The sequence below is a fragment of the Roseobacter fucihabitans genome (assembly GCF_014337925.2).
GTDB lineage: Bacteria > Pseudomonadota > Alphaproteobacteria > Rhodobacterales > Rhodobacteraceae > Roseobacter > Roseobacter fucihabitans.
In genome coordinates, this window is sequence record NZ_CP143423.1 from 3,408,368 (window position 1) to 3,428,448 (window position 20,081).

Sequence of the window (20,081 nt, forward strand, 5' to 3'; positions counted from 1 at the left end):
GGGTAACCTCCAAGGATAGAGCATGCCCTACGCCCAGACAGATTCCTCTGACGCCCCCGTTGTCATGGCAAACCCGGCCCCAGACGTGCGCAATCGCGAAAAACTGGAAGGGGGAAAAGCATTCGTGCTGTCCACGGATTTCGAGCCTGCAGGAGACCAGCCGACGGCGATTAAGGAGTTAAGCGAAGGGGTCACTTCGGGCGAGCGCAATCAGGTCCTGCTCGGCGCGACCGGCACGGGCAAGACCTTCACCATCGCCAAAGTCATTGAACAAACCCAGCGCCCCGCGATCATCCTGGCTCCAAATAAGACGCTCGCTGCGCAGCTATACGGTGAATTCAAGGGGTTTTTCCCGGATAATGCGGTCGAGTATTTCGTCAGCTTTTATGACTATTACCAGCCTGAAGCCTATGTGGCGCGCTCCGACACCTACATCGAGAAAGAAAGCCAGATCAACGAGCAGATCGACCGGATGCGGCACTCCGCCACCCGCGCCCTGTTGGAGCGCGATGATGTGATCATCGTGGCTTCGGTCTCCTGTATTTACGGGATCGGGTCGGTTGAAACCTATGGGGCCATGACGCAGGACCTGAAGGTCGGGTCATCCTATGATCAACGTCAGGTCATGGCCGACCTCGTCGCACAGCAGTACAAGCGCAATGATCAAGCGTTTCAACGCGGGTCATTCCGCGTGCGCGGCGATTCACTGGAAATCTTCCCTGCTCACCTCGAAGACCGCGCCTGGCGTTTGTCTTTTTTCGGCGAAGAACTGGAGTCTATCACCGAATTTGACCCCCTTACCGGTGAAAAAACCGACAATTTCGACCAAATTCGGGTTTATGCCAACAGCCACTACGTTACGCCGAAACCAACCATGCAGCAGGCCATCATTGGCATCAAGAAAGAGCTGAAAATCCGGCTTGACCAACTGGTGAATGATGGCAAGCTACTGGAAGCGCAGCGGTTAGAGCAGCGCACGAACTTTGACCTTGAAATGCTTGAAGCCACGGGTGTTTGCAACGGCATTGAGAATTACTCCCGCTATCTGACGGGTCGCGCTCCGGGCGAGCCGCCCCCCACGCTTTTTGAATTCATCCCCGATCATGCCATTGTTTTTGCAGATGAATCTCACGTCTCCGTACCCCAGATCGGCGGGATGTATAAGGGGGACTATCGGCGCAAATTCACGCTGGCCGAACATGGCTTCCGCCTGCCCTCCTGCATGGACAACCGGCCGCTCAAATTCGAGGAATGGGACGCGATGCGCCCGCAATCCGTCTTTGTGTCGGCCACACCGGCCAATTGGGAAATCGAACAGACCGGCGGTGTCTTCACGGAACAGATCATCCGTCCCACGGGGTTGATTGACCCGCAAATTGAAATCCGCCCCGTAGAGATGCAGGTCGATGACTTGCTGGATGAGGTGCGCAAAGTCGCGGCAAACGGATATCGCACGCTTTGCACCACGCTGACCAAACGCATGGCCGAGGACCTCACGGAATACATGCACGAACAGGGCATCCGCGTGCGCTACATGCACAGCGACATCGATACGATCGAACGCATTGAAATCTTGCGCGATCTGCGGCTCGGGGCCTTTGACGTGCTGATCGGGATCAACCTTCTGCGCGAAGGCCTGGACATCCCTGAATGCGGTTTGGTCGCCATTCTGGATGCCGATAAAGAAGGGTTTTTGCGGTCTGAAACCTCGCTGATCCAAACCATCGGCCGCGCCGCACGCAATGCGGACGGGCGCGTGATCATGTATGCCGACCGCATCACCGGGTCGATGGAACGCGCCATGGGCGAAACGGACCGGCGACGCGCCAAACAAATGGCTTACAACGAAAAACACGGGATCACACCGACGACGGTCAAAAAGAACGTAGAGGATGTTCTGGCCGGTCTTTACAAGGGGGACACCGATCAATCCCGCGTCACCGCGAAGATCGCCAACCCGCTGGCCGGTGGAAATTTACAGGCCGTTCTGGATGGGCTGCGCACGGATATGCGCAAGGCCGCAGAGAACCTCGAATTCGAAGAAGCCGCCCGCCTGCGCGATGAGGTAAAGCGCCTGGAGGCCGTCGATCTGGCCATCGCGGATGACCCAATGGCACGGCAATATGCTGTCGAAAAAGCTGTGGATGACGCACAAAAGGCCTCAGGGCGCAGCACGATGGGGCGCGGCGGAATGCGCGGCGGCGTGAAACGCAAGCGGGGGCGGTGATAGAAATTCAGGATTCCCCAACCTGATTTTTATGTGTATCCCAGAAAAGGGAGGCGAACTTGGTTCTTGATCGTGAAATAATTGGCCGTGGCGTATACACCCCAAGACAAGCCGCACGGCTTATTGGGAGTAGTCCACAGCATGTATTGAGATGGACGCGTGGGAGCGGTCCAAACGAACCCCTGTGGCACGCGCATTACCAGTTTATCGACGATTCTACAGAGATAAGTTTTAATGATCTCATCGAGCTCAGAGTAGTGGAGGCCATGCGCCGGGCCGGAATATCTCTGCAGTCCATTCGCTATGCGATAGAAATTGCGCAAGATAAATTCGACATAAAGAAACCACTTGCATCCAAACGCTTCAAGACAGATGGCGGCGAAATATTAATGGAAGCAGTGGAAGACGATGGCGAATACGTAAGCTTGTCCAGGAAAAGACCAGGCCAGAAGGTATTTAGAGAAATTATCAGCCAGTCGTTGCGTGACTTGGAGTATGAAGGGGACACTGTTGCCCGTTGGCGCCCCGGGGGGCATGAAGCGGTGATTATTGATCCAAAAAGATCGTTCGGGGATCCACTTCTTGACGAGTTTGGCATATCCACTTCCATACTATTGAAGGAATTCACTCATTTTGGTGACATAAGATACCTCGCCAAATTATATGAAATTCCCAACACTGCAATCCAGCGCGCCGTTAGCTTTGAACAGTCTCTTGAACAAGCAAACTGATCTCGGATGGCGCAAGTTCTACTTGATCACAACATGCCGCCTGCAATTGCCAGAGGGCTGCATGAGGTCATCAGCTTTGACGGCCATGCCGCTCATGCCTTGCGCGATAAGTTCCCTACGAACATTGAGGACATTGCGTATTTTGATAAACTCGGATCAGCTGGAAACTGGATTGTCATTTCCAAGGACCTGCAGAACGCGCGGAAAAAGGCGGAAAAGGCGGCGATTTTAAGAAATAGGATCGTTGCTTTTTACTTGGCCCCCGCGCTGCAAAAGATGGTGATCTCGCAACAAGCTGCAGCAATCCTCTGGCATTGGGATAGTATTCTTCAGCAGCGTAAACTTGTTGAGCGAGGGCTGTTCCAATTGCCCGAAAATAAGGGGCGTTTCCGGCAATTGTGAGGCTCTCGAAGCCCCAATGTGACCTGCGTCACAGCCACACTCCCGCGAACGTGCGACACTCGCCCGGACAGAAGCCCTATTATCAAGCGAGTATTGCATGTCCCAAATCATCTTCGGCTACGCTTTCGCCCTATTTACGGCCTTCACCGTTATCATCGGCGACATGGCAATTAAATGGGCCGCAGACGGGGGCCATGCGGTGACCTCCAATTACGTATTGCTGGGAGTCGCGCTTTATGGCGGCTCTGCGGTTCTGTGGTTTTTTGCGATGCACCACATCACATTGGCGCAGGCGGGTGTCGCCTACTCCATGTTGACGCTCATCGCACTGGCGGTTCTAGGCGCGGTCTATTTCGGCGAAACACTCGCCTTCAGGGAGTACGCAGGCATCGGCTGCGCCCTCCTGTCCATGGTGCTGATGACCCGGCTGTCCTAGAAATCGAATATATCTTCCAGAAACCCGCCGCGTTTCTTCTTTTTATACCCGCCGCGATCATCGTATCCGCGTTGTTGTTGCGGCGGAGGGGGAGGCGCGGACATGCTGTTGCGGTCGATGATCTTATCCAACTCGCCCCTGTCGAGCCAAACACCCCGGCATTGCGGGCAGTAATCTATCTCGACTCCACTTCGATCCGTGATCACCAAAGTCGAACCATCAACGGGGCATTTCATCGGCATATCTCCTACATAACTTTTGGGTGCAATTGATATAGGTGCGATCCGGCAAAATTCATCCGTAAAACTGCTTAGGCGCAGGGATGTTCGCTGGACTGGTTAATGCAACCATCCGTCCTATCTTTGAGCGATGCGTTTTTACCTTATGTTCATTTTGCTGTTTGCCACCCCTGTTCGTGCCTGGGAGTTCACCCCCGGCATGCCCTGTCGCTTGACCCATGAGACACCTGAGGTTTCTGTCGAACTGACATATGACCCCACACAACCGCTTTACACGATTTCTCTGACACGCAACGTGATGTGGCCTCATGCGGAGGTATTTGCGCTGCAATTTGAGGGGCACCAAGCCCTGTCGATCGCAACCGACCGGCATCACATCGATAAAGGCGGCAAGCGTCTGACCGTCGCGGATCATGGCTTTAAGAATGTGTTGGATGGGCTGCAATTCAATGAAACCGCACGCGCGGTGACAGGAAATTCATCGGTTTCCATTCCGCTTGCCGGGGCTTTAGGTCCGGTCAAAGCCTTTAGAAATTGCGCGCCTGTCGCCGGGGTGTGATCAAAACAGCCTCTTTGTAACCAATTATTAACTACAAATAAACATGATACCGGTCGGGAGATTGGAATGATGCGTTTGGTTGCGCTGGCCATATTCTTTGTTGTGACGGGCGTGCAGCTGGCGCAGTCCGGGCCTTGGTTGCGCGAAAAAGGCAAGGGATTTTACGCGGGGTCCGGCAATGTCACACGGCAAAAAGACACATCGGGCAGCCTCTATGCAGAATATGGGCTGAGCGAGAAAATCACCATCGGGGCGGATATATTCTATGGGATCGACCGCACCTTGCAGCAATCCGGCTCCGGCATCCTGTTCCTGCGATTTCCGCTGAGCGCGCCCGATGCCACGTATAAATGGGCCGCGCATCTGGGGCTTGGCGCGCGCTCGCAGAACCTGATCATCCGGCCCGCTTTTGAGGCCGGGTTATCTTTTGGGCGCGGCATCAAGATCGGCGAGAAATATGGCTGGGCCGTGATAGATAGCAGCATCAACATCCCCGGCTCGCAATTGGAAACCCGGATCAAACTTGATGGCACGGTCGGGCTTGGCTTTAGCGATCATATCAAAGGCATGATGCAGATTTTCGCAACATATCAGGGCGATGCGCTTTTTACGAAAGCCGCCCCGTCGCTTTTAATCATACCGGGAAAGAGCGGCTACACGTTTCAAATCGGTGCCGAGATACCCACCTCGGGCGGCGGTGACACCCAGTTCAAGCTGGGGATTTGGCGCGAATTCTGAGAGGGCCGTTGCGCAAACAGCGTTTGGCTTTTTCGATGTTCTGGACGCGCTATCCGGAACCACAATGCTCGCGCGAAGCCGGTCACGCGCTGAAATCGGCGCTATCAAGTATTTGAACGCCGTTAATGCGCCAGCCCGCATCGGTTTCAAGCATCCGGTAGTCAAGAACATGCACGCGCCCGGATTGATCCGTGATCATCACACGTTGCCAGAATGATCCGTCCTGCTGGCGCATCTCAAGATAGCGCACCTCTCCCGGCCGCCAGACCATCGGGTAGCCGCCTGTAACCATCTGTTGAAAGTTCTGCGGTGTCTGAAACAGGCGTTGCAGATTGGGGCTCGCAAACTCAAAGGCGGCCACAAAGTCATCCTGTTGGAAGGCTTCCAGCTGGCTGTCGATGATGGCCTTTATATCTGCTTCCTGAGCCTGGGGTACGCCCCCCAGGCTCAGCCAGATCAAAGCTCCGAAAATGACGTTGCGCATGCGTTTCTCCCCTGCTCGATTTCTCACAGGGTAAGGCGACGAGGCGATTGGGCAAGGGTTCAGTCGCTTTTCACCAACTCACCCGCCAGCGCCTGATCAATCAGGGCCACCGTCTCAGCCACACCGTAAAGCGCGATAAACCCGCCAAAACGCGGCCCCTGGCTGGCCCCGAGCAGCACCTCGTATAGTGCTGTGAACCAAGCACGCAGCGGGTCAAACCGATCCCGCCCGCAGGCATAGACAATCGACTGCAAGGCTTCGTCATCCAACGGTCCGTCATAGCCCACAAGCCGATCCCGCAGATCGCTCAAAGCCTCTCGTTCCAGATCGCTGGCTGCGCGGTACACTTTTTTCGGCTTCACGAAATCATGGTAATAGCGCACCGCAAACCCGGCAGCCGCATCCATATCAGGATTGTTTTCGGGATTAGTTTCAGGGGCATAGCGCTGGATGAAGCCCCACAAGTGCGACTTATCCGCCGCCGCCGACACGCTGGCCAGATTGAGCAACATGGAAAACGGCACCAACATATTGGAGGTCGGCACATCGCCGCCGTGGATGTGCCAGACGGGATTATTCAACCGTTGAACCACATCCTGCATCGCATAGGCGCGCAACTGCTGGTGATATTCATCCACCGCCTTGGGGATCACGTCGAAATGCATGCGCTTTGCCGTTTTCGGCTTTTGATACATGAAATACGACAGGCTCTCGGTGCTGGCGTAGCTGAGCCATTGATCGATCGAAATGCCGTTGCCGGAGGATTTGGAGATCTTCTGGCCGTTCTCATCCAAAAACAGCTCATAGCTGAAATGCTCAGGCTTTCGCCCCCCCAGAATTTCGCAAATACGGTCATAAATCGCCGTGTTCGTCGCGTGCTCCTTGCCATACATCTCGAAATCGACGTCCAAAGCGGCCCATCGCGCGCCAAAATCCGGTTTCCACTGCAATTTGACGTTGCCGCCCGTGACCGGCAGCGTCCATTCGCGCCCGTCTTCATCGTCAAAGGTCACAGTATGGTTTTGCGCATCCACATGTTTCATCGGAACATAAAGAACGCGTCCGGTTTCCGGATGGATCGGCAGGAATATCGAATAGGTCTGCTGGCGTTCCGCGCGCAGAGATTTCAGCATCACCTTCATCACCTCGTCGTACCGTTCGACCGCCCGGCGCAGGATCGTATCGAACTGCCCCGCCTGGTAAAATTCGCGCGCGGAATAGAATTCATAGTCGAACCCGAAAGTGTCGAGGAACCGGCGCAGCATAGCGTTATTGTGATGGCCAAAACTCTCATGCGTTCCAAAAGGATCCGGCACGGAAGTCAGCGGTTTGTGCATGTGTTCGGCAAGCATGTCCTGTTGTGGTACATTGCCAGGTATTTTGCGCATCCCGTCAAGATCATCCGAAAAACAGATCAGCCGTGTGGGAATATCCGAAATCTGCTCGAAAGCGCGCCGCACCATCGTGGTACGCAACACTTCGCCAAAGGTGCCGATATGGGGCAGACCGCTGGGCCCATAGCCCGTTTCAAACAGCACGTGACCCTTTTCGGGCGGCGCTTTTTGGTACCGTTTGAGAATCCGGCGCGCCTCTTCAAAGGGCCATGCTTTGCTGCTCATTGCGGCGTCGCGTATCTCGGACATATCTCACCTGTGGATCATGCGCCCGACGCCCCATGCGCCGGGTTTGTGAGGTCCCTATTGCGTTGCAGCATTGGCGTCAATAATCTGCCACCAATGTCCCCAGTGAAAGAACACACCAGTGCCCGATGACCCCGCCCACGCTTTTACCGCGCAAGACAGCCTTGTTGCCCTGATGATTGCGGTTTCCGCATCGGATGAAGACATCCGAACGGCCGAACTGGTCAAGATTCAGGCAGCCGTTCAAATGTTACCTATCTTTTCAGGTTACGATCAGGACCGGCTGGGCGTGACCAGTCAGATTGTTTTTGATCTGTTTGAACAAGAGGATGGGCTGGATGCGCTTTTCGGGCTGATCCGCGAGGGCCTGCCAGAACGTCTGTATGAAACAGCCTATGCGCTGGCCTGCGATGTTGCGGCAGCGGACGGCACTTTGGATGAGGCGGAATTGCGCCTGCTCGAAGAAATTCGCTATGAGTTGGAGTTGGATCGGTTGCATGCCGCCGCCATTGAACGGGGCGCGCGGGCGCGGCATCTGACCTGACAGGCGGGTTTCAACGGGCCTCATGGGTTGAAGAATGTATTCATGATGAGAAATCAGGGCGGCAGGTGCCGCCATGCACCCGATCAAAACTCCGGCATCCGCGCACCGAATAGTCATTTCCGCAGGAATGGGACGCGCCGTCATTCGGACCGAGAGCAGGGTTCTGAAAGAGGCAACACGCGTCATTTCATCGCCATGTTCGCAGCGCCTGTCACCTAAGGACATGGCATCCCAAATGGCGGTGCCTCAAAATCCAAGGCCAATTGTCCGGAGGCCCGATTTGCGTCGAATGACGCCAAGGCTCAGGCGGCATAAACCGCGCCCCATCTGGCGAGCAGCTTGCGTTGCAAGCGCCGCGCACGGGTGGCCCAGGAACGCGCGCCTTGCGGGCGTTCGCGATTTGCACGCGTGATGCGCGCGCGCACCTCCTCATCTGCGCAAAAGATCGCAAAGACCAATTCCCGGCCACTCGGAGCGGTGATATAACCCGCCAAGCCGGATACAAAATTCAACGTACCGGTTTTGGCCACGGCCTTGACGGGGTGCTTGTGGGTCGTGCGGCCATTCTTATCCAGCAACCTGACAGGTTTCAAAAGCGGTCGCAAACGGGCATCGCGATGGGCGGCACTCAAAGCGCGCACCATGTCTTGCGGGCTGACACGGCTTGCCGAGCCGAGCCCGGAATGGTCCGCAAAGGCCGGGTTGGTCATGCCCAGAGAGGCCATCGCCCAAAGGTTCATTTGCCGGGCTGAGGCCGCCAATGTCTGCGGGCGCGCGACGGTGTGACGTGTCGCGGCAAGCCCGACCATCTCCGCAGTAAGGTTGTTTGAATATTTCAGCATGCCCTGAATAATTTCGCGCAGCGGCGGGCTTTGAACGGTCGCGCGCACCTCGCCCTCCGGCATGGTACCCACCAATTCGGGCACGGCCAGCACAATGCCTTGGGAGCGCGCCAGGGTCGCGAACACATCACCCGCATAACGCCCGGGATGACGCACTGGCAACCAGCGCGCACCCTCCTGGCCCAAGGCCCCCTTGGCCACGCTCCAATGATCGGCGTCCCCGGCATTATCATAGGTATAGACCGGCGCGGCACGCTCCACGATCTGCATCCGCGCGATGGTCACATCCGGGCGATACGGTGCTGCACGGGCGTCCATCGTGATCTTGTATTTACCCGCGTTGCGTTTCCATTCGAAATGAACCCTGTTGTAATTGAGCGCAATGCCGGACACCGCCGGACTGTAGCCCAAGTGATCGGGCTGGTCGGGATCGATCGTGTGCAGCGGGGTCAGTGCGTTTTCATAAACCAGAAACCGGCCTCGAACCTCACGCAGGCCACTGTCCTTGAGCTGCTGGGCCAGATCGGCCAAAGCCCTTGTATCAAGGGTCGGATCGCATCCGCCTTCCAGCACCAGATCGCCGTCCAGCACACCATCGTTCACGCGCCCCGCAGCCACGACACGGGTGGCAAAACGGTGGTCCGACCCAAGCCTGTCCAGCGCATAAAGCGCCGTGATGGATTTCGTCACGCTGGCGGGGGCTGTTCCCTGCGCCTTATTGCGGGCTTCCAGAATGTCGCCGGTCTTTGCATCCGCCACAGCAAAAGCGACCTGCCCCGTGACGCGCGAGGCGCGCAGCATTTCATTGACCGCATCCGCCACATCAGGCACCGCGCCGCGCAGCCGTGGACGCAAGGAAACAGTCGGTGCGGCGGCCAGCAGTGGGCTTGCGGCCGTTGCCAGACAGGCCGCCAGAAAGCTGCGGCGGGAAAATTGCGATCGCAAATGTTTTGTCATACCAGCAAGTAAACCCCAGCACGCAGCGTGAAACAACCAGTACACTCGCCGCAATTCCTGAATATTTCGTGACGTCTGCTCATCCGCCCTGCCAATCCCCCGCCGCGCGGATGGCCGAGGAGGAATGTGCCACCATCGGCACATTGACGAAACACCACGCAGGCGCATTCGAACGCCCCAGAAGCGACGCGCCCCGCCCCGAGATCCGCGCCGTCGCATAAATCCGCGCCGCCGGGCTCATACGCGCCGAAATCCTGTCGCCGGGGCGCGCCAAAACGCCGATGGGCACGGATGACATGATCTGACGCCAGTCCTGCCAGTGGTGCAATTGCGCCAGATTATCCGCCCCCATCAGCCACACAAACCGGACACCGGGATAGCGCGCCTTGATCGCGGCAAGCGTCCGGGCGGTATAGCGCGTGCCCAGATGCGCTTCGATATCGGTGATGCATACCCGCGGGTCCTGCATTCTGGCGCGTGCATGTGCCATACGCTGCGCGAGGGGAGCAGGCCCGTGTTTCTTGATCGGATTGCCGGGGCTGACCAACCACCACACGCGGTCCAACCCAAACCGTTTCAACGCCTCGCGGGTGATATGCACATGGCCCGTATGCGCGGGATCAAACGATCCTCCCAAAAGGCCGATGACCTCGCCTGCGCGCGCAATGGGAAAGCCCTGCTTCACTTGATTGCCCCCTCCCGCACGTCCCACCAACCCTTTGAACGGGGCGCGCGAGGGGATGTCAATATCTGCTACTCACTGCGGCTGCACGGGTGCGCCTGCATCAATGGTGCCGGGTTCGATCACACGCGCGCACCAGCCGCCGTGCCCGCGCATCGCCGAATACCCGCCCCGCCCCAGCGTTTCTTCCATCCGGCTGCACGGGGCGCAGATGCCGGTAACTTCCAGAACGGCCTGCCCGATGCGAAGGCGGCGGCCCTTGAGGGCGGCGAGATTAAGGCCAGCGATCACCAGATTGCGGCGCAGCTCTTCCGGCGTCACGGCCCCCTGCCCGAGCATGGCCCCGATCACGGTGAGATGTTCCGCCTGTATCAGGGTCACGGCGCGTTTGTTTGAGGCTGCGTGATCCCCGCTGAGCCCTGTCGGTGCAACCATGGCGCGCGACACAACCTGCATTGGCGCGCGCCGCTGCGGACGCAAGCCGATCCACGTCAACCTGCCGTCTTGCGCATGGCGCGCGATCAAATCGTGAATGCTCTGCATGCCCCGCCCTCAACGATCCTCGCCGTTCACATTCCCCAGATCAGGCAGCCGGTCCAGAGGGTAGTTGGGGTGCAATTGCCAGAACCCATCCTCCCCCAGTTCCAGCGGCCGCAGCGTGCCGCCCGGAAAAGCGCGCGTGCGCAACGCAAGCACGATATCGGATAACACGGCCTGATTATCGCGAAAGTAGGAATGCCCGCGACCGATCACGCCCTCGACGCGTATCAGATGCACCAGCTCGTTTTTCTTTAATCTCTCCAACTGCTTGACCATGTGGCTGTCCGTCGAGGCGGATCCAAGACGGGGCGCATTGGTCAAATAGGAGGACAGTCGCAGCGCACTGTCGGTCGGATTGATGTAGATGTTGATTTGCTCGAAAGCCTCGGAGAAACGCTCCGCCTGAAGCCGCTGTTCCACGACCCCGGTGTCCAGATCCGCCGCCGCAAGGATCAGGGTCCCGGTTTTCATGGCCAGCTTGGGCGCCACGCCGCGCCCACGGTGATAGATCACAAGTTCACGCAAGGATGTGGTCATCACATCCGTCCCGCGCGAATGCGCGACAATGTCGATATCCTCGACCTCTTCGATCTCGGCCAGAAGGCGCAGGAATTCCTTTGCGTGATACACGCTGAAATCCCCTGATTCCCGGTCGCGGAAATACCCCAGAAGCCCGCCATTGCCCGCAGGCCAGGTAAAGGCGATGGGTATGCTCTCGCGCCCTGCATAATGCCAAAGGTTGGCCAATGTATCCATCGCACGGTCGAAATCATTGGCGACGCCGTGGGTAAACACCAGAATGCGCCGGTTCCCGGTGCGCGTGATTTCATCGCGAATGGCCTGCTGGAAGGCGCGCGCGCTTTTTTCATAATCCGCGAGATCATCCGGATCAAAGATCAACTTGCCGTCTTCGCGCCGCGTGCCAAGCGGCACATCCCGAAACCGTACCAACTCAGCCGTGTCTTCGACATCAAGGCTGGAAATACGCCGCGAGCCATCGCGCGAGGTACGCGCGACAAGGTCCGCCCAATCCTGCGCGCCAAAACGCACCCTCGCAACCCCCAGCGTCATCGCATTTGAACGCTCTGACGTATAGGTCAGCTTGCCCGAGTGGCCGGTCAAAGACGCGCGGTCGGTCACATAAAAGATACGCGGTGCCACGGTTTGAAGCACAACTGGGACTGCATCCGCAGGATAATTGTTGCCCTCAAGGTAGATGTTGGGCGGCGGTGCCAACAACACATCGCGCGCCGCACACCCCGCCAGCACAGCACAAAGGAGCACGATAATTGTGATTGCCCGCACCACGCCGCCTCCCCCTATGAGTTTCGAAAAAGGGCTAACACGCCACTCATTATTTTCACAATCACAATTGAATTTATGGGGATTTCTTTGCCGACCGCGCCCTTTGGGCCAAAGGCAGACATCATTGCGACCAGGGTCTTTTGTCATTGCGAACGGGACCGGAAAACCATGCATCACAGCGAAACGAAAAAGGCCACGCCCTTCAGGCATGGTCCTCTTCATATGCAGTTTACTGGGTTAGTCTGCTAAATCGCTCAAGCGGCTTTGCGGTTTTTTGTGACGGGCCATGAAGCCCAGACCGCCGAGACCTGCAAGGCGCAAGGGCAGTGCAGCCGGAACCGGAATCGCAGCGATTGTAACATCACGCCCCCAGTCATCCGGCCGTGTCACGTTGAGGAAGCTGCTGATAACGGTTTTGCCGGAAAACGTAACAACACCAACAAATTTACTCCACAATTCCAGCCCGCGATTTGTGAAGTTTTGATAGCCCACCGGAGCGCCCAGATAATCTGTTGGCGCAAGCCGCAAACTGCCGTTCACATCAGAGAACGTCCCAAGAATATCAGTTGCGAATGTCAAACTCCCCTGCACCGAAATCACAGCGCCCGATGATATGTCCCGGTTGAGGAAAAACATGTGGCTGTCACCGCGCGTTCCGGCTTTCAACAGCACGCCGCATCGCTCAGGATGTCATGGGTCAACGCAGCATTCTGCATTACGTTGAAGAACAGAATGGTCGTGTTGCTTGTCGCAGAACCGTTTGTAATGTTGGCTGACACAGGGTTCCGTTAAAGAAATGTGCCTGCGGAAGACACAACCGCTGCCGATGCTGCACCACAAATGAAGGTAGCCGCCGCAATGACGGTCAATTTTCCCAGTCGCAGGGTTAATAACCTCACCGGGCATTTTGGAAAATTCTGCCCGTGAACTGATACTGTGAGCCCCTGTGCAACGGACCTTTTCTAAACGAGTATTAAGTCTTCTTATGGATTTTAGTGTGCAGACCGCGAAGCACGACCTAGGATTGAAATCCGGCTGCTTCGATCACCTTCCAGATCAGAAAAATCCGTCGAACTCAGCCTCGCTTGGGTTGAAACGCGGACCACCGCCCCTCACGGATTGCCCTTTTACATATGAGCCTTTAGGAGGTAGGCGAATGCGATTTTTTCGGAGTACGCTCAATGGCCGCCTATCAATACGTCTATCATATGTCCGGTGTTTCAAAGACCTATCCAGGTGGTAAGAAGTGCTTTGAAAACATACATTTGAACTTCCTGCCCGGCGTCAAGATCGGCGTCGTCGGCGTCAACGGCGCGGGTAAATCGACCTTGATGAAAATCATGGCTGGTCTGGACACGGATTTTTCCGGCGAAGCCTGGCACGCAGAGGGCGCAACTGTTGGGTATTTACCCCAGGAACCGAAACTGGATGAAACGCTGTCGGTGCGTGACAATGTGATGCTCGCCGTGGCCGATAAGAAGGCCATTCTGGATCGCTATAACGAATTGGCGATGAATTATTCCGATGAGACCGCGGATGAGATGGCCGCGCTTCAGGACCAGATCGATGCCGACAACCTGTGGGATTTGGATTCACAGATTGATGTGTCCATGGAGGCGCTGCGTTGCCCGCCGGATGACGCGAAAATCGCCGATCTGTCGGGTGGTGAAGCGCGCCGTGTCGCGCTGTGCAAACTGCTTCTGGAAGCGCCCGATATGTTGCTGCTCGATGAGCCGACCAACCATCTGGATGCGGAAACCATCGCCTGGCTGCAACAGCATCTGATTGATTACAAAGGGACAATCCTAATCGTTACGCATGACCGCTATTTCCTCGACGATATCACCAGCTGGATTCTGGAACTCGACCGGGGCAAAGGCGTGCCTTACGAGGGCAATTATTCGGACTGGCTGGAGCAAAAGGCAAAGCGCCTGAGCCAGGAAGCGCGCGAGGATAAATCCCGCCAGAAAACGCTGGAGCGCGAGTTGGAATGGATGCGCCAAGGGGCCAAGGCGCGCCAGGCCAAATCCAAGGCCCGGATCAAATCCTATAATGAAATGGCCGAAGTTTCCGAGCGCGAAAAACTTGCCCGCGCGCAGATCGTCATCCCCAACGGTCCCCGTCTGGGCAATAAGGTGATTGAGGTCATGGGGCTGGCCAAACACATGGGCGACAAGCAATTGGTCGAGGGGCTCGATTTCTCCCTGCCCCCCGGTGGCATTGTCGGTGTGATCGGGCCAAACGGTGCGGGTAAATCGACGTTGTTCAAGATGTTGACCCGGCAATTGGAGCCGGATGAGGGCACGATTGAATATGGTGATACGGTGGATTTATCCTACGTGGATCAGAGCCGCGATGATCTGAAAGCGGATGACAACGTCTGGCAGGCGATCTCCGGCGGGGCCGAGTTGATCCAACTGGGTGATGCGGAGGTCAATTCGCGCGCCTATTGTTCGTCGTTCAATTTCAAGGGCGGGGATCAGCAGAAAAAGGTCGGGCTGCTCTCGGGCGGGGAGCGCAACCGGGTGCATATGGCACGGCTCTTGAAGGACGGCGGCAACGTGTTGCTGCTCGATGAGCCGACGAATGATCTGGACGTGGAGACGCTGCGCGCGCTGGAAGACGCGCTGGTCGATTTTGCAGGCTGCGCGGTGGTGATCTCGCACGACCGGTTTTTCTTGGACCGCATCTGCACGCATATTCTCGCGTTCGAGGGCGAGGCGCATGTGGAATGGTTCGAGGGTGGGTTTACGGAGTATGAAGAGGACAAGAAGCGGAGATTAGGCGCGGATGCACTGGAGCCGAAGCGTTTGAAACATAAGAAGTTTGTACGTTGAGTTTTATGCAATAAAACTCAACGGGTGCGCGGCAGCGGGTGCAGAGCACCCGCGTGCGCACCCCGGTACAGTCTGAGCATCAGGCTAACTCCGAGGTAATAAAACTCTAGATTTATGAGGTAAACTTTGCAAAGAATTGATGCCTTTTATCTTTTTCGAGTAGGCCACCAAATTCATCGGATTCTCGATATCGACGCCGAGCTTTGGGATGGGCAAGAAAATGTCGCAAGAAAGCGCGGCATAGTTAACGATTTACTTGAAACTCGCCAAGCACTTAGTGAGTTTTTGTATGCTAGTATTTTTGATCTCTCCATTTCTCAAAGATCGGGTCACCAACTAATAATTGCAATAAACGGTTTAATCGAAGCTTGCGAAAAGTGCCAGGACGATCAAGAAACCGTAAAACACTTTGAACTATGGCCTGTTCAGCAAGCGTACCAAGAATTTGAAGCAGTATTGAAAGCCGAACTTGGGCAGACTGGTATTTTCCTAGTCGCAGACAAGAACGCAATGAATACACTTACCCTGATCGAGCAGGGCGAAAAAGCTTTCCCTGCGAAGCTCGAAGAACTAGTGCCGGATAGCATTGAAGATGTACGCGATGCTATGAGCTGCATCGCCTTAGAATTGCCTACAGCGGCAGCGTTCCATCTGCATCGAGCAAATGAAACTGTTTTAAAATCGTATTACCATAGTGAGTCCAATGAAGTTGTACCGCCAAAGAAAACAATGGGCCAACTTATACAGCTAATGGAAGATAAGGGAATCGGACGAGAAGAAATCCGTTCTTCTCTCAGAGACATCGTGCGGTTGCATCGAAACCCGACGATACATCCAGGAACTAGAATTAGCGACGTTGAGGAAGCACTGAACTTGTACGGAGCTATTCGATCTGTGATAGGGTTCATGATTAAGGAAATGGAATAGTTATCTTGGTCGATTGAGGCCGCAGAATGCAATAGCTTCGCGGGTGTCGAAGGAAGCCTCCGCACGTCGCACCAAAGGTGCGCCGAGAAAAAACCGCACGCCTTGGGCGTGACGGGGCCGTCTTGGGCGGCAGAAACGCGGGAAGTTTCCGCTGGGGTTGGAAATAAGCGTCGCTTATGCGGCACCTCCACAAAGGTCTCGACGATCCGCAAGCGTTTACGACAAAGATCTAAAACAGAATCTAATTTTAAAGATCAAAACCCCGGATATGGACACACCACATCCCGTGCCCTACCCTCCCCGCATGCACATCATCGATATCACCGTGAATTGCCCCTCCATCGAGACCGCAGACGCCATAAGCGCGGCGCTCATTGAACCGCGCCTTGTCGCCTGTTCCAATCGCTATCCCGCGATCCAGAGCGCTTATTTCTGGGACGGGGCGGTCGCGCGGGAGGAGGAACATCCGCTCCATTTGAAGACGCGGGCCGCGCTGGGTGATGCGGTGGAGGCGGCGGTGCGCGCGTTGCATCCTTACGCCGTGCCTCCGATCATTCGCATCAATATTGATCACGCCAATGACGATTACATCGCCTGGGTCTGTGCGGAAACCTGCGCTCCGTAGGGCCTCAGATCACCGCGCCCGCCCAGAGCCCGACACCAAAGACCGTATGCGCCGCCAACCCCAGCCCGCGTGCGCGCCAGGGGGTCGGTGTGCGCGATGCGGCGAGGCCTGCACCCATGCCCGGCTGCATCAGGAACCAGCCAAAACTGATGGTGGCGATGGCAAAAACGAAAGCAGGCAGAAACGTCGGGGCGGCCAGCCACGAAGGCCCCATGATCAACGCGAGCGCCACGCCGTAAGCAATCCCGACGGCGTAGTGAAACACCCAGCCGATGGCATGTTCGCCCGCCACAGGATCCGCCGCCGCGATGTCGTCATGAAACAGGCGGCCAGCAGGCATATGCCCCACCCAACGACCGGGCAGGCCCCAGTTCGGCGCGGGCAATTTCATCACCCGGTTGATCAGAACCGCCCAAGCATCCATCGCCAGGGTGGCAATCAGGCCCATCAGGAGTCCCGTTGTCAAAATTTCGCTCACACCCAACTCCCCTTTTCGCGCAGAAACTGCCACGTCACGGGCGGATTGACCAGCACCCAAGCCCATGAACATCGACAAGCTTGACCCATGTCAAAGCCCATAGGCGCGCGCCGTGCCACCCTCGGGCCAAACAACAAAAGGAGCGCGACATGTCCCACACCCCGCACGCATTGGTCGAAGAATTCCCGGAACATTCCGACCGCATTCATGCCCTGCGCGAGAGCAATGCGCATTTTCGCAAACTTAGCGATGCCTATCATGACGCCAATCGCGCCGTGCACCGGGCGGAAACCAATGTCGAGCCGACGGATTCGCTGCACGAAACAGAATTGCGCAAGCAGCGGATGCGTATGAAGGACGAAATATCGGCCATTTTGAACCAGAATTGAGGCAAGCGCGATTCCAAACGCGCCGCCCCGCAAGCGCCCCATGTCTGGGATGACATCTCAAACGCGGGCATGATAAGCTTGTTCCACAGGAGTTTTCTGATGCGCCTGAAGATCCTCCTGAGCCTTGTCGTGCTGACGGCATGTGCCGCGCCCTATCGTGACACCCGCGTGGCGATCACATCACAAAAGGGTTTTGTCGCTGAGCGCTATCTGGGGCGTTGGTACGAAATTGCCCGCTTTCCGGTGTCGTTTCAAAAGGGCTGCACTGCGACAACCGCCGATTATGGCAGGATCGACGCCGATACGATCAGCGTGAAAAACACCTGTCGGCAAGGGTCCCCGGATGGGGAAATGCGCAGCATCTCGGGCACCGCCGATATCATCGGTCCCGGACGTCTCAAGGTGCGTTTCAACAATGTGCCCTTCATCGCCGCCCCCTATTGGGTCCTCTGGGTCGATGAGGGGTACGAAACGGCGGTGGTAGGGGTTCCCAACGGGCGGGCAGGATGGATTCTGGCGCGCGCGCCGATAATCGATGCCGACCGTCGCGTCAAAGCCGAACAAATCCTGCGCGCGAATGGCTATGATGTCACCGCGCTCATCGACGTACAGCAGACGATTGAATAGCGCCAAAAAGGAAAAAACGGGCCGGTACAAAGACCGGCCCGAAGGAAAGAACACCGCAGGGGGAGAAAACTGCGCTGTCCTGCTTAAAGCGCAGCCCAATCCGTGAAACGCCACTTGGACGGGCATTTCGGACCTGGACGAGGGTAGATCGGGCTGCACCCGTCCGCGCGCCAGGAAGAAGAGCGCGCGGTCGGGGAGAGGTCCGGGAAAATATCCCGGGGGTCGTCATAAAAATCACGGGAAAGGGTCATAATCGTTACTCCACTTCCGAGGAGGAAAAACTCCCCGGCTCACAAGTCCAATCAACAGCAAAAAGCAACATAGGTATGTGAAGCGGATCACATAGGTTCATTAAATGTGAATTTTTTTCTGATCCTCGTTTCATTCGCCGTTAATCGCTGGCTGCGCGGCTTCTGTCCCTCCGCGCGGTTTGATGAGCAGTCCGGCCACTCTCTGCCCGATGACCAGAGCGTGGTTGAAGAATGCGTGGCCCTCGAAATTGCACCTCAACAAGCCCAAATCCGCATTCAATCCTCGAACGGCCAGGATTTCCAAACGACATGCGTTGATCACATGGTAACAGCCAGTGTCGATGCCGATACTCACGTTGAGTGTGATGAATCTGGTCGTTCGGTCAAAGGAGCTGGTCAGCACGTCTTGCGTTGAGCCACAGAACCTCAGAATGCGTATGGGTATGCGCCTTTACCTGCCTGACCAACGGGTTCGGCAAGAAGCTGGAAAACCCCCTGCACATGCTTTCGCTGTATTTCGTGCACTACAACTTCGGGCGCATCCATAAAACGTTGAAAATAACGCCAGCCACGGCAGCGGGTGTTTCGGACACGCTGCACGATATAGAGTGGATTGCGGGCTTAATCGACGCAGCGGCACCAGCGCCTAAAGAGCGTGGACCTTGTAGAAAAACTTCGAAACGAGACACCCCTCAAACGCGGATATCAACGTTTCCGCGTACCGGGATGCAATGACGCTGACAGGATATGATCTGCCGCGCGCACGACGCTCTCCGCGCGGTGGACAATCTTGGGATCCGGCAATTGCGCAACGGCTGTGTCCTTATCGGGATACTCCAACTCGGACAGGAAATGCTTCATGCAATTCAGGCGCGCACGCTTTTTGTCATTCGAACGGATCACGGTCCAGGGCGCATCCGCCGTATCCGTATAAAAGAACATAGCTTCCTTGGCTTCGGTGTAATCGCCCCATTTATCAAGGCTGGCACGATCAATCGGGGATAGTTTCCACATCTTCAACGGATCGGTTTCGCGCGAAGAAAACCGGCGTTTCTGTTCGTCCTGCGTGACGGAGAACCAATATTTGAACAGCTTGATGCCACTGCGCACCAACATCCGCTCGAATTCCGGCGTTTGGCGCATGAATTCAAGATATTCGTTCGGCTCACAAAATCCCATTACCCGCTCGACACCGGCGCGGTTGTACCAGGACCGATCATAAAGCACGATTTCACCAGCTGTCGGCAGGTGTTTGATATAACGTTGGAAAAACCACTGGCCGCGCTCTTCTTCGGTGGGTTTGTTCAAAGCGACAACGCGCGCGAAACGTGGGTTCAAATGCTCCCCGAAACGCTTGATCGTCCCGCCCTTGCCCGCAGCATCGCGCCCCTCGAAAAGCATGACCGCCTTTTGATTGGTTTCCTGAAACCAATGCTGTACTTTGAGCAATTCAACCTGAAGGGCGGCTTTTTCATCCTCATATGCCCCGCGGCTCAAACGTTCGGCATAGGGGTATTCGCCCTGTTCGAATCCAATGATTTCGGCGGTGCGTTCTGCGTTGCCCCCGGCCTGAGCGCTGTCTGACATTGATTGCCTCCTTTGATGAGTTCAATCTTAGCCA

At 56.4% G+C, this 20,081-nt stretch carries 23 protein-coding genes; 13 read left to right on the forward strand and 10 right to left on the reverse strand.

All coding sequences use genetic code 11. The features are described 5' to 3' along the window. The first annotated feature begins 22 nt into the window (after positions 1 to 22). The 4 genes from uvrB (at position 23) to ROLI_RS16800 (ending at position 3,796) form a co-directional block, all read left to right on the forward strand. Complete coding sequence (gene uvrB / locus ROLI_RS16785; RefSeq protein WP_316247466.1) at positions 23 to 2,227, forward strand: excinuclease ABC subunit UvrB; 2,205 nt, start codon at positions 23 to 25, stop codon at positions 2,225 to 2,227. Positions 2,228 to 2,286: 59 nt separating this feature from the next. Beyond that, entirely contained in the window at positions 2,287 to 2,958 is a 672-nt protein-coding gene (locus tag ROLI_RS16790; protein WP_187431020.1) for a hypothetical protein, read from the forward strand. A 6-nt stretch (positions 2,959 to 2,964) separates the two neighbouring features. Further along, complete coding sequence (locus tag ROLI_RS16795; protein ID WP_187431021.1) at positions 2,965 to 3,360, forward strand: hypothetical protein; 396 nt, start codon at positions 2,965 to 2,967, stop codon at positions 3,358 to 3,360. A 97-nt stretch (positions 3,361 to 3,457) separates the two neighbouring features. Next, complete coding sequence (locus ROLI_RS16800) at positions 3,458 to 3,796, forward strand: hypothetical protein (RefSeq protein ID WP_187431022.1); 339 nt, start codon at positions 3,458 to 3,460, stop codon at positions 3,794 to 3,796. On the opposite strand, the gene ROLI_RS16805 is transcribed toward ROLI_RS16800, so the two are convergent. Then, a complete protein-coding gene (locus ROLI_RS16805) occupies positions 3,793 to 4,032 on the reverse strand; it encodes a zf-TFIIB domain-containing protein (protein ID WP_187431023.1) in 240 nt (79 codons plus the stop codon). The two genes, ROLI_RS16800 and ROLI_RS16805, sit on opposite strands and share 4 nt — an antisense overlap. Positions 4,033 to 4,180: 148 nt before the next feature. On the opposite strand from ROLI_RS16805, the gene ROLI_RS16810 reads away from it, so the two are divergent. Together ROLI_RS16810 and ROLI_RS16815 are read left to right on the forward strand one after the other, a co-directional pair. After that, a complete protein-coding gene (locus ROLI_RS16810; RefSeq protein ID WP_262386571.1) occupies positions 4,181 to 4,594 on the forward strand; it encodes a hypothetical protein in 414 nt (137 codons plus the stop codon). A 66-nt stretch (positions 4,595 to 4,660) separates the two neighbouring features. Then, a complete protein-coding gene (locus ROLI_RS16815; RefSeq protein ID WP_262386572.1) occupies positions 4,661 to 5,332 on the forward strand; it encodes a hypothetical protein in 672 nt (223 codons plus the stop codon). 82 nt (positions 5,333 to 5,414) lie between these two features. On the opposite strand, the gene ROLI_RS16820 is transcribed toward ROLI_RS16815, so the two are convergent. Next, on the reverse strand, positions 5,415 to 5,816 hold the full coding sequence (locus ROLI_RS16820) for a DUF4864 domain-containing protein (RefSeq protein WP_187431025.1): 402 nt from the start codon (positions 5,814 to 5,816) through the stop codon (positions 5,415 to 5,417). A 59-nt stretch (positions 5,817 to 5,875) separates the two neighbouring features. Then, entirely contained in the window at positions 5,876 to 7,459 is a 1,584-nt protein-coding gene (locus tag ROLI_RS16825) for a lysine--tRNA ligase (protein ID WP_187431026.1), read from the reverse strand. A 118-nt stretch (positions 7,460 to 7,577) separates the two neighbouring features. Here ROLI_RS16825 and ROLI_RS16830 point away from each other — a divergent pair, with 118 nt between their 5' ends. Then, the gene (locus ROLI_RS16830; RefSeq protein WP_187431027.1) at positions 7,578 to 8,000 is read left to right on the forward strand and encodes a tellurite resistance TerB family protein; all 423 of its coding nucleotides are present in this window, start codon (positions 7,578 to 7,580) and stop codon (positions 7,998 to 8,000) included. Between the two features lie 302 nt (positions 8,001 to 8,302). On the opposite strand, the gene dacB is transcribed toward ROLI_RS16830, so the two are convergent. From dacB to ROLI_RS16855, 5 genes are all read right to left on the reverse strand, one after another. After that, positions 8,303 to 9,799, reverse strand: a complete 1,497-nt coding sequence (gene dacB, locus ROLI_RS16835) for a D-alanyl-D-alanine carboxypeptidase/D-alanyl-D-alanine-endopeptidase (protein WP_187431028.1) — start codon at positions 9,797 to 9,799, stop codon at positions 8,303 to 8,305. A gap of 79 nt (positions 9,800 to 9,878) precedes the next feature. Next, positions 9,879 to 10,484, reverse strand: coding sequence for a nicotinate-nucleotide adenylyltransferase (locus ROLI_RS16840; RefSeq protein WP_187431029.1), 606 nt, complete (start codon positions 10,482 to 10,484; stop codon positions 9,879 to 9,881). A gap of 72 nt (positions 10,485 to 10,556) precedes the next feature. After that, a complete protein-coding gene (locus ROLI_RS16845; protein WP_187431030.1) occupies positions 10,557 to 11,024 on the reverse strand; it encodes an MOSC domain-containing protein in 468 nt (155 codons plus the stop codon). A 9-nt stretch (positions 11,025 to 11,033) separates the two neighbouring features. After that, positions 11,034 to 12,329 carry an alpha/beta hydrolase gene (locus ROLI_RS16850; RefSeq protein ID WP_316247467.1) on the reverse strand — a complete coding sequence of 432 codons (1,296 nt, stop codon included), beginning with the start codon at positions 12,327 to 12,329 and terminating at the stop codon, positions 11,034 to 11,036. Positions 12,330 to 12,563: 234 nt separating this feature from the next. Then, entirely contained in the window at positions 12,564 to 12,992 is a 429-nt protein-coding gene (locus tag ROLI_RS16855; protein WP_187431032.1) for a hypothetical protein, read from the reverse strand. Between the two features lie 515 nt (positions 12,993 to 13,507). On the opposite strand from ROLI_RS16855, the gene ettA reads away from it, so the two are divergent. The 3 genes from ettA to cutA all read left to right on the forward strand — a co-directional run bounded on the left by ettA (position 13,508) and on the right by cutA (position 16,715). Beyond that, positions 13,508 to 15,163, forward strand: coding sequence for an energy-dependent translational throttle protein EttA (gene ettA / locus ROLI_RS16860; RefSeq protein ID WP_187431033.1), 1,656 nt, complete (start codon positions 13,508 to 13,510; stop codon positions 15,161 to 15,163). 126 nt (positions 15,164 to 15,289) lie between these two features. Next, entirely contained in the window at positions 15,290 to 16,090 is an 801-nt protein-coding gene (locus ROLI_RS16865; protein ID WP_187431034.1) for a hypothetical protein, read from the forward strand. Between the two features lie 268 nt (positions 16,091 to 16,358). After that, positions 16,359 to 16,715 (forward strand): divalent-cation tolerance protein CutA, encoded by a 357-nt coding sequence (gene cutA / locus ROLI_RS16870; protein ID WP_222869596.1) that lies wholly within the window; start codon positions 16,359 to 16,361, stop codon positions 16,713 to 16,715. 4 nt (positions 16,716 to 16,719) lie between these two features. Here cutA and ROLI_RS16875 read toward each other — a convergent pair whose 3' ends face one another. After that, positions 16,720 to 17,193: a DUF2938 domain-containing protein gene (locus tag ROLI_RS16875; protein ID WP_316247468.1), complete on the reverse strand. Its 474-nt coding sequence runs from the start codon at positions 17,191 to 17,193 to the stop codon at positions 16,720 to 16,722. A gap of 149 nt (positions 17,194 to 17,342) precedes the next feature. Here ROLI_RS16875 and ROLI_RS16880 point away from each other — a divergent pair, with 149 nt between their 5' ends. From ROLI_RS16880 to ROLI_RS16890, 3 genes are all read left to right on the forward strand, one after another. Further along, entirely contained in the window at positions 17,343 to 17,582 is a 240-nt protein-coding gene (locus ROLI_RS16880) for a YdcH family protein (RefSeq protein WP_187431037.1), read from the forward strand. Positions 17,583 to 17,681: 99 nt separating this feature from the next. Next, a complete protein-coding gene (locus tag ROLI_RS16885; RefSeq protein ID WP_187431038.1) occupies positions 17,682 to 18,209 on the forward strand; it encodes a lipocalin family protein in 528 nt (175 codons plus the stop codon). A gap of 357 nt (positions 18,210 to 18,566) precedes the next feature. Continuing rightward, on the forward strand, positions 18,567 to 18,875 hold the full coding sequence (locus tag ROLI_RS16890) for a hypothetical protein (protein WP_187431039.1): 309 nt from the start codon (positions 18,567 to 18,569) through the stop codon (positions 18,873 to 18,875). A gap of 290 nt (positions 18,876 to 19,165) precedes the next feature. Here ROLI_RS16890 and ppk2 read toward each other — a convergent pair whose 3' ends face one another. Continuing rightward, complete coding sequence (gene ppk2, locus ROLI_RS16895) at positions 19,166 to 20,047, reverse strand: polyphosphate kinase 2 (RefSeq protein WP_187431040.1); 882 nt, start codon at positions 20,045 to 20,047, stop codon at positions 19,166 to 19,168. Positions 20,048 to 20,081: the final 34 nt, after the last annotated feature.

Coding starts and splice junctions, on each gene's coding strand:
- uvrB (WP_316247466.1), top strand. CDS start 23: ATGCCCTACGCCCAGACAGATTCCTCTGACGCCCCCGTTGTCATGGCA.
- ROLI_RS16795 (WP_187431021.1), top strand. CDS start 2,965: ATGGCGCAAGTTCTACTTGATCACAACATGCCGCCTGCAATTGCCAGA.
- ROLI_RS16800 (WP_187431022.1), top strand. CDS start 3,458: ATGTCCCAAATCATCTTCGGCTACGCTTTCGCCCTATTTACGGCCTTC.
- ROLI_RS16805 (WP_187431023.1), bottom strand. CDS start 4,032: ATGAAATGCCCCGTTGATGGTTCGACTTTGGTGATCACGGATCGAAGT.
- ROLI_RS16810 (WP_262386571.1), top strand. CDS start 4,181: ATGTTCATTTTGCTGTTTGCCACCCCTGTTCGTGCCTGGGAGTTCACC.
- ROLI_RS16815 (WP_262386572.1), top strand. CDS start 4,661: ATGATGCGTTTGGTTGCGCTGGCCATATTCTTTGTTGTGACGGGCGTG.
- ROLI_RS16820 (WP_187431025.1), bottom strand. CDS start 5,816: ATGCGCAACGTCATTTTCGGAGCTTTGATCTGGCTGAGCCTGGGGGGC.
- ROLI_RS16825 (WP_187431026.1), bottom strand. CDS start 7,459: ATGTCCGAGATACGCGACGCCGCAATGAGCAGCAAAGCATGGCCCTTT.
- dacB (WP_187431028.1), bottom strand. CDS start 9,799: ATGACAAAACATTTGCGATCGCAATTTTCCCGCCGCAGCTTTCTGGCG.
- ROLI_RS16845 (WP_187431030.1), bottom strand. CDS start 11,024: ATGCAGAGCATTCACGATTTGATCGCGCGCCATGCGCAAGACGGCAGG.
- ettA (WP_187431033.1), top strand. CDS start 13,508: ATGGCCGCCTATCAATACGTCTATCATATGTCCGGTGTTTCAAAGACC.
- cutA (WP_222869596.1), top strand. CDS start 16,359: ATGGACACACCACATCCCGTGCCCTACCCTCCCCGCATGCACATCATC.
- ROLI_RS16880 (WP_187431037.1), top strand. CDS start 17,343: ATGTCCCACACCCCGCACGCATTGGTCGAAGAATTCCCGGAACATTCC.
- ROLI_RS16885 (WP_187431038.1), top strand. CDS start 17,682: ATGCGCCTGAAGATCCTCCTGAGCCTTGTCGTGCTGACGGCATGTGCC.
- ppk2 (WP_187431040.1), bottom strand. CDS start 20,047: ATGTCAGACAGCGCTCAGGCCGGGGGCAACGCAGAACGCACCGCCGAA.